Origin of the sequence: Sphingobacterium sp. DR205 (genome assembly GCF_011064245.1) — a bacterium.
Classification (GTDB): domain Bacteria; phylum Bacteroidota; class Bacteroidia; order Sphingobacteriales; family Sphingobacteriaceae; genus Sphingobacterium; species Sphingobacterium athyrii.
Map to the genome: position 1 here is coordinate 1,537,974 of NZ_CP049333.1, position 14,550 is coordinate 1,552,523.

Below are 14,550 nucleotides of genomic sequence, written 5' to 3' on the forward strand. Positions count from 1 at the left end.
ATGCCAACCCTTCATTTTAAACATGTTGTACTCGGGCTTTTGATGACCCAGGGGCTTGTCCATCTGGAAGCACAGGCGCAGTCCGGACAGATTCCCATAGAAACCAGGTCGAATGCGCTAGTGTTGGAGTACGATTCCACGAAAACGTTGAAAATGCTCTATTACGGCGAAAAATTGCGTGATTCAAAAGAGTATTCGACCATTGCAAGCAGTTATCGACAATTGACAGATTATAGTGGACTGTCCAATGCGGCTTATACGCCTTCCGGTTCAAAAAATTTGCTGGAACCAGCGATTAGTATCGTCCATGCGGACGGTAACCGCTCCCTCGACCTGCGCTATGAAAAGCATGCGGTGAACAACCTGGATGCCAATGTCAAACAGCTTGATATCACCCTAAAAGATCCGGTATACGATATTTATGTCGTTTTACACTACAAATCTTTTTTGAATGAGGATATCATCGAGCAGTGGACAACCATCCAAAATAAAGAAAAGAAAGTCGTTACGCTGGAAAAATTTGCTTCGGCCAACCTGACCTTGCGCTCCAACGCATATTGGCTACGGCAGTACCATGGCGACTGGGCAAAAGAAATGCAGGTGGAAGAGGCTCCGTTAACACATGGCATTAAAGTGCTGGACAGTAAGCTCGGAACACGTGCGAATTTATTTCAGCCACCCTCCTTTATGGTCTCACTGGGCAAGGCCGCATCCGAAGATGAAGGAACGGTCCTGATGGCAAGCCTTGGGTATAGCGGAAATTTTAAGGTGGATTTTGAAGTGGATTACCTCAATAACCTACGTATTATTGCCGGCATAAATAACTATGCTTCCAATGTGAAATTGGCCAGCAACCAGGAGTTTACAACGCCAAAATTGATCTATACCTTATCGACAACGGGAAAAGGTACCGCTTCCCGAAATTTGCACAATTGGGCCCGTAAATATCAGCTGCTGGATGGAAATGGTGAACGCCTGACTTTACTCAATAATTGGGAGGCGACTTATTTTGATTTTAATGAACAAAAATTAAAAGGTTTGCTCCAGGATACCAAGAAACTAGGGGTGGACCTATTTTTATTGGATGACGGCTGGTTTGGAAATAAATATCCGCGTAACAGCGATCACTCCAGTCTGGGAGATTGGCAACCGAACCGGACGAAACTGCCCAATGGTATTGCGACACTCGTGGAAGAAGCGACTAAGCAGGGCGTTAAATTCGGTATCTGGGTAGAACCCGAAATGGTTAGCCCCAAATCCGAACTCTACGAACAACATCCGGATTGGGTCGTCAAACAGCCACAGCGGGAAGAACATTACTTCCGCAATCAGTTGGTCCTGGATCTGACGAATCCCAAGGTGCAGGATTTTGTTTTCCAGATTCTGGACGACCTGTTTACCAAAAATCCGGCATTGGCCTATATCAAGTGGGACTGTAATGCCGTGATTTACAATGCGCATTCCGCATTTTTGAAAGACCAGGGAGCTTTTTATATTTCTTATGTGGAAGGCTTATATAAGGTATTGGAACGTATTCGTTCGAAGTATCCGAAGGTGCCGATGATGTTATGTTCGGGCGGGGGTGGACGCGTGGACTATGCGGCACTTCGGTACTTTACCGAATTCTGGCCTTCGGACAATACAGACCCTTTGGAGCGTATTTTTATGCAGTACGAGTATTCTTACTTTTTCCCGGCAATCAGCACTTCAAACCATGTGACAGACTGGGGAAAACAACCGCTCAAATTCCGGACGGATGTAGCCATGATGGGTAAACTGGGTTTTGACATTGTGGTGAGTCATCTGAAAGAACAGGATCTGTTATTCTGCCAGCAAGCGGTAAAGAATTACGACGCGCTTAAAGCAACAATCTGGCATGGGGAGCAGTATCGTTTGGCCGATCCACGTGAAGGTGACTTTGCCGCCCTGAGCTACGTGAATAGCGAAAAAACCGAGGCTGTAATCTTCAACTACCTGGTCAATAACCGCTATGGTATCGGAACAACCGATCCCGTCCGTTTAAAAGGACTGGACGCCCAAAAGCAATATCGGGTGGAGGAGATCAACTTGTATCCGGGAACCAAGTCGAGCTTAGGCCAGGGACAAACTTATTCGGGGGACTACCTGATGAAAGTTGGCGTAAATCCTGACCTGAATAGCAACCGTACCAGTGTTTTACTAAAAATATCGGCACTTTAAAAAAATAACTGTGGCACATCCGAAGCTCCGATTCCAAGAGTCTGGACTTCGGATGCGCCAAATGTATAAACCCAATTGAGCAACAAACTCAAAAATCATGATAAAACCTAAACAGTATAAACGGACTTTGTTGGCCCTTCTACTCAGCGTTGCCAGTGGATTTTCTGCCCTCCAGGCCAAAGTACAGCTGCCGGCTTTTATTGGCGACAATATGGTGCTGCAGCAGAAAGAAAAGGTCAAGATCTGGGGAACCAGTACAGCAGTAGGCAAGGAACTTAGCGTAAACAGCAGCTGGAACAACAAGAGCTATCAGGTTGAGGTCGATCAGCAGGGAGGCTGGCAAGTCTATCTGGAGACGCCGAAATACGGTGGACCCTACCAAATTACCATCAACGATGGTGATCAATTGATCCTAAAGAATATTCTGATCGGTGAAGTCTGGTTTTGTTCAGGACAGTCAAATATGGAAATGCCCCTGGCGGGCTGGGGTAAGATCAATAACTTTGAGCAGGAAATCAAAGCAGCCAACTTCCCCAATATTCGTATTTTGCAGATTCCAAAAGCAACCGCCAATCAACCTACCACAGCAGTGCAGGTGGAGTCCGGTGGATGGAATCCGGTGACGCCACAAAGTATTCCGGAGTTTTCGGCTACGGCCTATTTTTTTGCACGTGAGATCTACGAGAAAACAGGCATTCCAATTGGCCTGATCCATTCTTCCTGGGGCGGAACAATCATTGAAGCCTGGATGAGCCGGGATGCCCTTACACCTTTTTCAACCTATACAGCGGCTATCGAAAAAATCCAACGTCCGGATGCACAGGAAATCTATGCGAAAGAGCTGGCCGAATGGAATCGCGTCGCCGAACAGCAGGATCAGGTGAAGACAGCAACGCAGGGCGAGTGGTTTGCGCCACAACTGGATAAAAGCAGCTGGTCTACGATTACTATTCCGAGCTTTTTTGACAAGAACCTGTTTCCGGGAATGGATGGTGTCGTTTATTTTGGCAAAGACGTTGAACTACCGGCACATTGGCAAGGTAAACCCCTCAAGTTGATTTTGGGAGCGATTGATGACAACGACATCACCTATGTCAATGGTACAAAGGTGGGCGAAACTGTCGGTTACGACCAGATTCGGAAGTATACCATTCCTGCAACGGCCAACAATGGCAGCCTATTGCATATCGCCGTTCGCGTATTTGACGGAGCCGGCGATGGCGGAATATATGGCGGTACAGAACAGCCACGACTGGAAGGACCAAATGGCGAACAGATAGCTCTCGTTGGAGACTGGAAATGCAAAGTAGGTTATGATCTGGCGAAGCTGCCCGCAAAACCTAATGCGATGGAGGGCCCCAATAGGCCGACAGTGCTCTATAATGCCATGGTTAAGCCTTTTGTGGATTTTAAAATAAAAGGCGCGATTTGGTACCAGGGTGAAAGTAACGCGGATTCAAAAGACGCTCCCTATCAGCAACTGCTGCCCGCACTGATTCAGGACTGGCGCCAGCAGTGGAACAATGAAAAGATGCCTTTTTATTTTGTTCAACTGGCCAACTTTAAAGCGAAAAGTTTAACACCGCAGCCTTCTTCCTGGGCGAGATTACGGGAAGCGCAGCGCCAAACACTCAAATTGCCTTATACAGGTATGGCAGTCATTGCTGATATCGGCGATGCACAGGATATCCATCCGAAAAATAAGCAGGATGTCGGTAGAAGGCTTGGCTGGATCGCAACAGCGCAGCTGTATGGCAAGAAGATCCCTTATTCGGGCCCTGTTCTTAAGCATTGGACGACAAAGGGAACAGCAATGCAACTCAGCTTTAACCCCATGGGCAAAAAACTGATGCTGAAAGAAACGAATAAACGCAACGGTAGTTTTACCATTGCCGGTGCCGATCAGGTCTTTTATCCTGCAGAAGTCAAACAGGTCGGAAATAAGCTGATCGTATCGGCCAAAGAAGTAGCTTCGCCCGTCGCGGTACGTTACGGCTGGGCCGATAATCCAGACCTGACATTATACAACGAAGCCGGGATACCCGGATCTCCCTTCCGAACCGATGACTGGACAAAAAACTAAAACGACATGAATAGATCATCAAAAATAAATCTTCGGAAAGGTAAGTTACTCTGCACGCTTGTGGTTTTCTTTTTTTCGGGCAACTTATTTGGGCAAGTGCAGGGGGGAAAACTTTGGTATCGGCAGCCGGCAAAACAATGGGAGGAGACCTTACCCCTTGGCAATGGAAAAATTGGCATGATGCCCGATGGTGGCTTAAAGAATGACCATATTGTACTCAATGATATCACACTATGGTCGGGAAGTCCTCAGGATGCCAATAATTATGAGGCCAGTAGGTATTTGGATAGTATTCGAAATCTGATCAAAAGTGGGAAAAACGACCTTGCTCAGCGTCTGATAGACCAGCATTTTATCTGCAAAGGCCCGGGATCGGGCGGCAAGCAATGGGGCTGTTATCAAGTGCTCGGAAATTTGATGCTTGCCTTTGACGGACAAACGAATCTCACCGCAGTGCAGAACTATCGCCGGGAACTGGACCTCGATAAGGCGATGGCAAAAACAAGCTATGAGCTCAAAGGTGTCAGGTATAGCCGCGAATATTGGACAAGCTTTGCTGATGACCTGGGCGTTATTCGTTTACAGAGCAGCAAAAAAGGACAGATTAGCCTGGAAATCAAGATTGACCGTCCCGAAAGGGCTACTTCCAAGACCGAGGATGGTGAGCTTGTTTTGGTAGGACAATTGGACAATGGTGTAGATGGTAAAGGAATGCAGTTCAAAACACGTGTCCGCGCGCAGATAAAAGGGGGAAAACAGCTGGTAAAAGGACAATCTATTGTTATTCAACAGGCTGACGAAGTGCTAATTTACGTGGCAACAGATACTGATTTTAAAGGTAAGGATTTTGAGCGTACGACAGCTGAAACGCTAACAAGGGCTTTGAAAAAATCCAATAGCCAGCAGTATGCTGAACATCTGCAAAACTATTTGGCAAAGTTCAACCGCTTGTCGCTCCGATTGGGGCAGTCGAAAGATGACTTACCGACCGATCAGCGTTTGGTGGCTTTCGGTAAAGAACCGGATCAGGATCCAGGATTAGCGGCGCTATTCTATCAGTATGGTCGCTACCTGAGTATCAGCAGTACGCGTTTAGGCTTGCTACCACCAAACTTACAGGGCTTATGGGCAAATCAGATTCAGACGCCCTGGAATGGGGACTACCACCTGGATATCAATGTGCAGATGAACCATTGGCACCTCGGGGCGGCTAATCTGGGGGAGCTTAATGAACCCTTGGTGGGTCTTGTGGAAGGCCTTATGGCCCCGGGAGCAAAGACCGCGAAAGCGTACTATAATGCACCGGGCTGGATGGCCCATGTGATCACCAATGTATGGGGCTATACCGAACCGGGAGAGTCTGCTTCCTGGGGCATTGCCAATGCGGGCTCAGGCTGGCTCTGCAATAACCTCTGGGAACATTACCTCTATACCGAAGATATAGACTACCTACGGAGGATATACCCGATTCTCTATGGAGCAGCACAGTTTTACTCCAGTGCCCTGACCGAACACCCAACCAAGGGCTGGCTGTTGACTTCGCCATCTGTATCTCCCGAAAATTCCTTCAAGCTCCCTAATGGCCAGCAGGCAAATGTCACGATGGGGCCAACAATAGATAATCAGATCGTACGCGAATTATTTGTAAATATCATCCATGCAGCGGGATTATTGGGCAATCAATCGGATCCTTTTTTAACGAAGGTTGCGGCGCAACTGAAACGTTTAGCACCAGCGGTGCAGCTAGGCAAAGATGGCCGCATCATGGAATGGATCGAAGATTATGAAGAGGTGGATCCACAGCATCGGCATATCTCGCATCTGTATGGCTTGTATCCGGGCTATTTGATTCGTTATGGTGAACATCCAGACTGGCAGCTTGCCGCTAAAAAAAGCCTGGATGTACGGGGGGATGATGGACCGAGTTGGGCCATTGCCCATAAACTACTGTTTTGGACCAGATTGCATGAAGGCGAACGGGCTTATAAATTATTTCGGCAACTCATGACTCCACGTGTTGATACACATATCAATTATTGCGCCGGTGGTGGTGTTTACGCCAATTTGCTAACAGCAGGGCCCCCATTTCAGATCGATGGTAATTTTGGCGGAGCAGCGGGTATCGCCGAGATGCTGGTGCAGTCGCATCAGGATACGGTGTATCTTCTGCCGGCGGTTCCTCAGGCCTGGAAAAAAGAAGGCCGGGTGACAGGCATGCGCATCAAGGGAAATCACACGCTAGATATGGAATGGAAAGATGGTAAGATACTGAACTATCAGATCTATTCACCCAAATCACAACAACTTAAGGTATGTATAGATCATAACTGGATCGCCTATCGTACAAAAGAAAAATAACAAAACATAGCGTCCTCAACCGAATTGGATCATGCAATTTTTTGCATGATAGGGGATAGATCGGCAATTTCCAAAACCAACAACAACAGCGCGCACGAAGTCCTTTCGATGCGCGCTGTTTTTTGTGCCGATGCGATTACTGTAAAGGGATCAAGACGTTCTGTTCCAAACGTACAGGCACCTGCTTTACTGAGGTAAAACCGTCTTCCTTGGAAATGATGTTGGAAAGATCCAGTCCTCTTTTGGAGAACGTACTGATCAAAGCAGTCCGAAAGGTTGCCTTGGCCGAACCCCAACCTTGTCCTAAGATGGTGTCGTTGTTGAGTTGTATCAGTTCGTCCGTAGAATAATAATTGAATTTTTCCAGTAAGTGTTGGTAAAGATTTGTTGTTGTAGCCATACAATTTAAAAATTTAAAGGATTAAACCATAAACTGTATCCAGATCTTGTTGGGAAAATAAGCGTTGTGCAACGTTTATTTTGGTCGAAACCCGTATTAATTTACCACCGCGGTGCCTACACTCGGTTGGTATTGCATCATGCAATTCTGAATACTCTACAAATATAGTAGATTATTTTTTATAATAAAAAATATTTTTGTTTTTAACGGTAAATGAGCATTGACAAGAAGATTAGGACGATCAAATGTAGAGGCTGCCTGTTGCCTGTGATTTAGTTAGCTGTTGTCTGTGATTTGGTTATGAAGCGGATAGCCGGAAGGGGAATTTATCATGTTACTGTAATCTCATTGAAAATACTTTAAAAAACAGCGATAAGACAATACTTTTGCGCCATGAATAGAATTGCGGAAATTAACGAATACATTGCTGCCGAACGCGAGGTATTATTGCAACACCCTTTATATCGTAAGATCAAAACGATCAAGCATCTACGTTCTTTTACAGAAGGGCATGTTTACGCTGTATGGGATTTTATGTCTCTACTAAAAGCTTTACAGATTAAACTGACCTGTACGACTTTACCTTGGTTTGCGAGCGAGCATCCATCGACACGCTATCTGATCAACGAGATTGTATTGGCTGAGGAATCTGACGAATACATTGATGGTCGTCGGTTGAGCCATTTTGAAATGTATCTGGACGCAATGAGTGAAATGGGGGCAGATCCACACCTGATCAATAAGTTTATCGCCCATGCCAAGAAATCCAAAAGTATTTTCGATGCCATTGCTTTGACAACTTTGGACAAACGGATTAAAGATTTTCTGAACTTTACTTTTGAACTGATCGAAGAGGGACAGGTACATAAAATTGCCGCAGCTTTTACATTCGGACGTGAGGATCTTATCCCAGGTATGTTTACCTCTATTTTGCAGGAGCTAAAAACCAACTTCCCAGAATCGAGCTTGGATAATTTTATCTATTATTTCCAACGTCATATTGATCTGGACGGTGATGAGCATGGTCCTTTGGCAATGCAGATGATCTCTGATCTAGCCAAAGAGGATGATGAGAAGTGGGAAGAAATGAAAATAGTAAGTAAAGAGGCGCTTCAAAAGCGTATTGAACTCTGGAACGCAATAGAAGACTCCCTATAGGGAATCTTCTATTGTTTGGAATCTTTGTAAAAAGAATTAACGGATAGTTTTACAAAAAACTATTCCGACAGAGAGGTTTTTATTGCTTTGGCGAAAGCGCTGATAAATTGCGGGTCCAATGTGTCGGAAAATGTATTTATATTCCCCAAGCTGACAATGAGCGCAGGTATTTTTGCTCCCCGTAGGATAGCGTGACTATGGCTTTCAACTGGTTTCTGCGTACTCAATCCTTGATTTTTTAAATTTTGTGTGAGACGGAATGCGAATTCCCGACTTTGATCCTGTATCTTCGGGAGCTCAACGGCTTTTGGATAAAATAAGCCGATTGGCAGTTTTGTGTTTGCAGGATCGACATCGAAATGAATGGAAACCAAGGCATCGCCAGTAAATGCCGCGCGGTCTTTGAGCATCATAAATTCGTCTTTCGAATGGGTCAATACAACCTGAAAACCTTCTTTTTCAAGTTCATTTTGAATCATCTTACAAGCCTGTAACGTAAGATCTTTCTCTTTGAGGCCTTTGCTGTTGGTGGCGCCATTATCTTTGCCGCCATGTCCCGGATCCAGAACAATGGTCTTTACACCGTTTTTAACAGCAGTGAGCGCAGTGATTTTTTCTTTCGGGGGATTAATAAAAGAAAAAGAGACAATTAACACGAATATACAGGGAACAAACAGCAGATACTGATAACCTTTCGTGCGTGGCGATAGATTTCGCATCAACCTGTCGATGCGTTCTACCAATTCATTTTGGTTTTTTAAAATTCTACTTTGCATATAATCTAATTGTTGATGTTGTTGTGTCAGATTCAGTAGGAAGCTTGCATAATCGGTCTTTCCATAGCATTCACCCACTGCACGGTCGACCTGAAACTCATGTAGGCGGTGCAGTTCTTTCCGAACCCAGTAAATGGCGGGGTTTATCCAGAAAAAGCAGCACATCAATTCGATGTATAATTTGTCGCGGGCATGCCCTTTTAAAATATGCTGTGCCTCATGGGCAAAGATGAGCTTGCCTTCATGACTTTCAATTGCGTTTTTATCCATGACGATGTAATGAAAGATCGAACAATTATTGAATTGATTAAAGGGCTGAATCACTTTAATTCCCTGATGCACCTGAAAATCCATTTTCTTTAAGCGGAATGCGAGCTTTAAGCACCGATAAACTAATCGTGTCAGAAAGAAGACTGCGATCAGTAGATAAGCATAAGCGAGTATTTTTTTTAACTCCAACTTGTCCCATAGGTTGGGTTGTTGTTCGGACTCGATCAAAAGAGGCGTATTGGAATTGCTTAACTGCTCCTGCAACGCTACCTCCTGATTTGACTTTGTTTTGGGATCGTTTAAATCGACATAATCGGTCTTAAATTTAAGAAAGGGAACTACGCTACAGAAGCTAACCAATGCAATAAGCAAAAATCGGTTCCAACGAAAAAATGAAAGCTGCCGAAAAGCCAAGACAAACAGCGAGAATAAAATAAGCAAACTGACATTGGCCTCTATGCTATAGGAAAATAGGTTATTCATTTTCTTTACTTTTATTGATAATTTCCTTGATTTTCTCGATGTCAGTTTCGCTGATCTGTTGTTCTTTGACAATGAATGAAACCAAATTTTCGACAGAATCATCAAAATATTTGTTCATCACGCGAGAAAAGAAAAACTTTCGGTACTGCATCTTGGAGATGAGCGGATAATATTGATAAGTCTTCCCGTAGGCATTGAAACCCACATACCCTTTTTTCTCTAAAATCCGTACAATGGATGATATGGTATTATAGGGAGTCGTTTGTGCTGGATCCATATATTCAATAATATCTTTGACAAAGGCCTGCTTTAATTTCCATATAGCATGCATAACCTCTTCTTCTTTTTTTGTTAATTCTTCCATAGTTTAAAGCTATAACTTATTTTTCAGTTTATCAACTTATTTTTCAGTTTTAAAACTGAAAAATAAGTTGATAAACTATAACTGTCTGGTTTGTAGTTGTTTTATTTTTTTTTAATAGGCTTTGTTACCGTCAGTCCGATCAGAGAAACATTTTTGGAAATCTTAATTTTATTTTTTCAATAGATAGTCGGCCACCGCCTGATATGCAGGGTATAGATGGTCTGCTCATGGACGTCAGATGCATAGAAGGCGCCATCAGCATGATAGCTTATACATATTTTTATAACTTCCTCAGTTTGCACGGATCTGAATCTGCTGCGGATGGAAATTCTTGTACGGTCGTAATATTTCCACTTTGCTTCTGTTTTTGGCTGATTTTACTCTTTTATTTAAAATTGATTGAAAAATGTCTTTTTTTCATAACATATTGGCGTTTGTGAAGAAATGCATATTCCGATTAGTATCTAAGTTTGCAACGCAAAAAATAACATACGCACAAGTGAACTTTTTTCCTCCTTTTTGGGCAAAAGCATTCGGCACCATTGCGGTACTTGTATGCTCCTTTTTAGAAACACAGGCGCAGGACTCGCTACGCATCTCGCTCGCTGATTTGATCAGTAAGTCGCTACAAAACAGTAAGTATATTGAACAGTCACATTTGCTGTTACAGGAAAAGGGGATAGCTTTACAGCAGCAACGGATGGAATTATTGCCTAAAATCAATATCAGGGCTTCTGCAAGTTATGCAAGCAACATGCCTGTTTACGATCAGGGGATATTCGCCAAACCATCACAGCATGATGTTATCCATTATTTATATGACACAGGACTCGATTTTTATCTGAATCTCTACAATGGCCATCGGGATCTGATGAAGATCGAATCAAAAAAGCTGGAACTTGAACTGGCGAACATTGACTGGAAGAGTGCCGCCGCGGCGATTAAGCTGGAAATCTCCAACTTATTTTTGGATTTGAATTTAGCTTATCGCAACAGGGCTCTGATCGAAGAGGATATCAAAGATCAGCGGACGCAACTGAAAGAGATCGAACATCGTTACACCGCAGGGGTTGTATTACATAGTGATGTGTTACGGATTTCTCTTGAATTGTCCAAGCGTGAACTGCTGCTGGTGCAGATCGCTAATGACATCAGGGCAATTAACCAAAAATTACAGCTGATCGCCGATATACGACAAGAAATTATTCCGATATGTATCCCGATGGAAAGTCATCCGCTGAACTATGCGGAACTTGTGGCCATTGCGAGACAGCAGGCTTTTGTGCTGTTAAAATCTGAAAAGGAAGTTGCATTAAAAAAAGTGGATATCAAACAGGCCAAATCAAATTATCTGCCTGAATTGGGCTTGACCAACACATTTACTTTTGCCAATCCACAGGTATTTTTATATCCATATAATGCGAGCTGGTACAACTTAAATATAGTGGGCCTTAAATTGAATATCCCGATATCCGCTTTGTACCTCAACAAAAATATTGTTCGGGGAGCTCAGGTCGCGTTGAAGCGGGAAGAGGTCAAACACCATCATGAAGAGGAAGCGGTGGAAAATGAACTGTTGAAGGCTTATTTGGATTATAATCTTGCATTGGAGCAACAGGCGGTCTGTCAAAAAAATGTGGCGCTGGCTAAGGAAAATGCCCGTATTATAAAAAATAGATATTTCAAGTCTTCGGCACTGATTACGGATCTATTGGATGCTGATATGCAATGCCTCAAGACAAACTTTGATCTGGAATCCGCTCGGATCGCGCTACAGAAACACTATTATTTTATTGAATTTTTGAAAGGTACTATCTAATGAAACCTAAATCAGGCCGGTCAATGACCGATGTACAATTGACCCGCATCACCAATTGGTTTGCTGGAATTGCTTTGTTGGCACTTTTACTATGGGGAGGAAGGATACTCTGGTTGCGCATACGCTATACCTACACCAACGATGCCCAAGTGACGCAATATATTAATCCCATCATCTCCCGTGTGGGCGGTTACATTATTTCGGTTCACTATAAAGATCATCAATCGGTCAAGCGTGGCGACACGTTGTTACTGATTGATAATCGGGAATACAAATATGAAGCGGATCAGGCTTCTGCTTCGATAAGTAGAGAAAATGCAGAAATCAACGTGCTGGGCAGCCAAAAGGAAATATTGCAAGCCGAACATGAAGCATTGGAAAAATCCATTGTTGCTGCCGAAGCACGGGTGACGAAACAGCAATTGGAATATGACCGCTACAAATTTCTATTTGACGAAAAATCTGCTACGGCACAGCAGCTGGAAGATATAAAAGCAACGCTGGAGGTGTATAACAGTGAGCTTGCCGCATTACAGCATAAGTTGGAGGCTTCTCGGGACCGTGTGAATGATGTTGATGTGAAAAAGGGGGTGATCAATGCGGAGAAAGCACGCTTGTCGGCTGCAGCAAACCGAAAGCACCTTGATGTAGGCTACACGGTAATCCGGGCGCCTTATGATGGTCGGGTAGGTAAGCGTACCATTGAAAAGGGACAAATGGTAAATCCGGGGGAGGTGCTTGGGTTTATCGTCAATAGGGAGACACCGATATGGGTAACGGCCAACTTTAAGGAAACACAATTGCGCTATCTTCATCTTGGCGGCCGTGTACAAGTTGTTGCGGACGCTTATCCGGATGAAATATTTTATGGAAAGATAATCTCTATTTCCCCGGCGACAGGATCTTCTTTTTCGCTACTCCCACCAGATAATGCAACCGGCAACTTTGTAAAGATCGTACAGCGTGTACCCGTCCGTATTGAACTGGATAAAGGCAAGGGCAGCGCAAAATTACTCTCAGGGATGAACGTCAATGTTTCAGTCTCAAAAAACCAATAGCAGTGAAAGGAATTTTTAAAGACTGGGTGCCCGAATGGCTAATTAAGCTGATTTTATTCAGTGGATTGATGCCGAGTATGGTCTTGTTTTTTCTACCGGGGGCCAATGTCAATGTCACTGCTGGTTTCTACGGCGCGCAGCCCAGTGATGTCCAATTTCTCATTATTTTATTCTACGCGGGATTTGTAGGATTCTATGTGTTGGAGCGCCGCTTCTTTCAATACTTTCCGGTCAAACAGTACTATATCATTTTCAACCTCCTGCAATTGCTCAATTGCTACCTGATGTACCGTATCAGGGCGATTGATTGGATATTCGGTTTACGCTTTTTTCAGGGCATGTTGTTCGCATCGGCTGTCAACCTTTCCATCTCCATGATATTTTCCAGACTGAAAACCGAACGTGCGAAGGAGGGAAGCTATGCAATTTTTTTTGGTATGCTGCTTTGCAGTTCGCCTTTCAATACCTTTGTGACAGCAGAATTTATTGACTCATTCAACTTTGATGAACTTTATCTCTACGCCGCCTTCTCTTTTGTTCCTGGACTGCTGCTGATTATGTTCACCATGAAGCCTATTCGACATAACCGGCCTTACCCTTTGTTTTCCCTGGATTGGGCCAGCTTCATCCTCTACAGTTTGACCGTTGTGAGTTTCGGTTATCTGATGGTGTATGGTCAGGAGCGCTATTGGTTTTCGGATACTTCCATGTTGAACGTATTGATCGCTGGAATTTTAATGCTGGGGCTCTTTATAATTAGGCAAAAATCGATCAGACGGGTCTATATCGAGCTATCCATTTTTGGAAATAAAAAATTCTTGCTTGGAATCCTTGTCCTGTACATGATGTATATTGAACGGTTTTCCCTGACGATTTCTAATCAATATTTTCTTCAGGTTATTCATCTGGATCCCATTCACCTGTCCTATATTCAATGGTTCAATATCCTTGGAATTGTATCCGGTGTGATGCTCTCTCTCTATTGGTTATTACAACGGCGTACAGTGAAATGGATCTGGATTGTTGGCTACTGTTGCCTATTGGGCTTTCATCAATATATGTTTTTCTCATTTGAAAGCGAGGGCAATGAAGATCATTTCTGGTTGCCTTTGGTATTGCATGGGCTGGGTGTAGGCCTGATCATGGTACCGACAATTTTATTCGTGATCGCTAGCGTACGCCCCCAATTGGGCGCCTCGGCGGCGGCGGCCTGTCTGGCTGTCCGTTATCTCGGATATACCAGCAGTATTGGACTTCAGAATTTCTTCAGATTATTTGAACATGCGCAGCACCGTGAGATCTTTCGGGATCAGCTCCAGTCGGGCAATCCGATATTTGAAGATTATGTTCAGCAGGAATCACAACGGGTAATGCAACAGGGACTGCCCTTTCAGGAACATACTGCAGCATTAAAACTCATCAGTGAACGGGTCAATATGCAGTCTTTTGTCCGCTATGGTATGGACTACTATGAACTGATGTCTATGATCAGTATCAGCATCTTACTGCTGATACTGATTTCTCCTTCCTTGAAAAGCATGTATAAGAAGCTTAAAAAGAATCAGATTTCACCTGTCTGACG

At 44.0% G+C, this 14,550-nt stretch carries 10 protein-coding genes and 1 riboswitch; of the genes, 7 read left to right on the forward strand and 3 right to left on the reverse strand.

Annotated elements, in window-relative coordinates:
• From G6053_RS06470 to G6053_RS06480, 3 genes are all read left to right on the forward strand, one after another.
• Complete coding sequence (locus G6053_RS06470) at positions 1 to 2,199, forward strand: alpha-galactosidase (protein ID WP_206531876.1); 2,199 nt, start codon at positions 1 to 3, stop codon at positions 2,197 to 2,199.
• Positions 2,200 to 2,296: 97 nt separating this feature from the next.
• A complete protein-coding gene (locus G6053_RS06475) occupies positions 2,297 to 4,282 on the forward strand; it encodes a sialate O-acetylesterase (RefSeq protein ID WP_165305858.1) in 1,986 nt (661 codons plus the stop codon).
• Between the two features lie 6 nt (positions 4,283 to 4,288).
• Positions 4,289 to 6,640, forward strand: coding sequence for a glycoside hydrolase family 95 protein (locus G6053_RS06480; protein WP_165305859.1), 2,352 nt, complete (start codon positions 4,289 to 4,291; stop codon positions 6,638 to 6,640).
• A 136-nt stretch (positions 6,641 to 6,776) separates the two neighbouring features.
• On the opposite strand, the gene G6053_RS06485 is transcribed toward G6053_RS06480, so the two are convergent.
• On the reverse strand, positions 6,777 to 7,040 hold the full coding sequence (locus G6053_RS06485; protein WP_108632856.1) for a 5-oxoprolinase: 264 nt from the start codon (positions 7,038 to 7,040) through the stop codon (positions 6,777 to 6,779).
• A gap of 66 nt (positions 7,041 to 7,106) precedes the next feature.
• A riboswitch (SAM-I-IV-variant riboswitch) is annotated at positions 7,107 to 7,200 on the reverse strand.
• A 233-nt stretch (positions 7,201 to 7,433) separates the two neighbouring features.
• Here G6053_RS06485 and G6053_RS06490 point away from each other — a divergent pair.
• Positions 7,434 to 8,198, forward strand: coding sequence for a DUF3050 domain-containing protein (locus tag G6053_RS06490; RefSeq protein WP_165305860.1), 765 nt, complete (start codon positions 7,434 to 7,436; stop codon positions 8,196 to 8,198).
• Positions 8,199 to 8,257: 59 nt separating this feature from the next.
• Here the strand turns inward: G6053_RS06490 and G6053_RS06495 are convergent, their stop codons facing one another.
• Together G6053_RS06495 and G6053_RS06500 are read right to left on the reverse strand one after the other, a co-directional pair.
• On the reverse strand, positions 8,258 to 9,727 hold the full coding sequence (locus G6053_RS06495; RefSeq protein ID WP_165305861.1) for an N-acetylmuramoyl-L-alanine amidase: 1,470 nt from the start codon (positions 9,725 to 9,727) through the stop codon (positions 8,258 to 8,260).
• The gene (locus tag G6053_RS06500) at positions 9,720 to 10,091 is read right to left on the reverse strand and encodes a BlaI/MecI/CopY family transcriptional regulator (protein ID WP_165305862.1); all 372 of its coding nucleotides are present in this window, start codon (positions 10,089 to 10,091) and stop codon (positions 9,720 to 9,722) included. The genes G6053_RS06495 and G6053_RS06500 overlap by 8 nt, the downstream gene beginning before the upstream one ends.
• A gap of 499 nt (positions 10,092 to 10,590) precedes the next feature.
• Here G6053_RS06500 and G6053_RS06505 point away from each other — a divergent pair, with 499 nt between their 5' ends.
• The 3 genes from G6053_RS06505 to G6053_RS06515 are packed head-to-tail and all read left to right on the forward strand — an operon-like array spanning position 10,591 to position 14,548.
• On the forward strand, positions 10,591 to 11,910 hold the full coding sequence (locus tag G6053_RS06505) for a TolC family protein (protein ID WP_165305863.1): 1,320 nt from the start codon (positions 10,591 to 10,593) through the stop codon (positions 11,908 to 11,910).
• Positions 11,910 to 12,968: an HlyD family secretion protein gene (locus G6053_RS06510; RefSeq protein WP_165305864.1), complete on the forward strand. Its 1,059-nt coding sequence runs from the start codon at positions 11,910 to 11,912 to the stop codon at positions 12,966 to 12,968. The genes G6053_RS06505 and G6053_RS06510 overlap by 1 nt, the downstream gene beginning before the upstream one ends.
• Positions 12,969 to 12,970: 2 nt before the next feature.
• Complete coding sequence (locus G6053_RS06515) at positions 12,971 to 14,548, forward strand: beta-carotene 15,15'-monooxygenase (RefSeq protein ID WP_165305865.1); 1,578 nt, start codon at positions 12,971 to 12,973, stop codon at positions 14,546 to 14,548.
• The last annotated feature ends 2 nt before the right edge of the window (positions 14,549 to 14,550 follow it).

Coding starts and splice junctions, on each gene's coding strand:
- G6053_RS06470 (WP_206531876.1), top strand. CDS start 1: ATGCCAACCCTTCATTTTAAACATGTTGTACTCGGGCTTTTGATGACC.
- G6053_RS06475 (WP_165305858.1), top strand. CDS start 2,297: ATGATAAAACCTAAACAGTATAAACGGACTTTGTTGGCCCTTCTACTC.
- G6053_RS06480 (WP_165305859.1), top strand. CDS start 4,289: ATGAATAGATCATCAAAAATAAATCTTCGGAAAGGTAAGTTACTCTGC.
- G6053_RS06485 (WP_108632856.1), bottom strand. CDS start 7,040: ATGGCTACAACAACAAATCTTTACCAACACTTACTGGAAAAATTCAAT.
- G6053_RS06490 (WP_165305860.1), top strand. CDS start 7,434: ATGAATAGAATTGCGGAAATTAACGAATACATTGCTGCCGAACGCGAG.
- G6053_RS06495 (WP_165305861.1), bottom strand. CDS start 9,727: ATGAATAACCTATTTTCCTATAGCATAGAGGCCAATGTCAGTTTGCTT.
- G6053_RS06500 (WP_165305862.1), bottom strand. CDS start 10,091: ATGGAAGAATTAACAAAAAAAGAAGAAGAGGTTATGCATGCTATATGG.
- G6053_RS06510 (WP_165305864.1), top strand. CDS start 11,910: ATGAAACCTAAATCAGGCCGGTCAATGACCGATGTACAATTGACCCGC.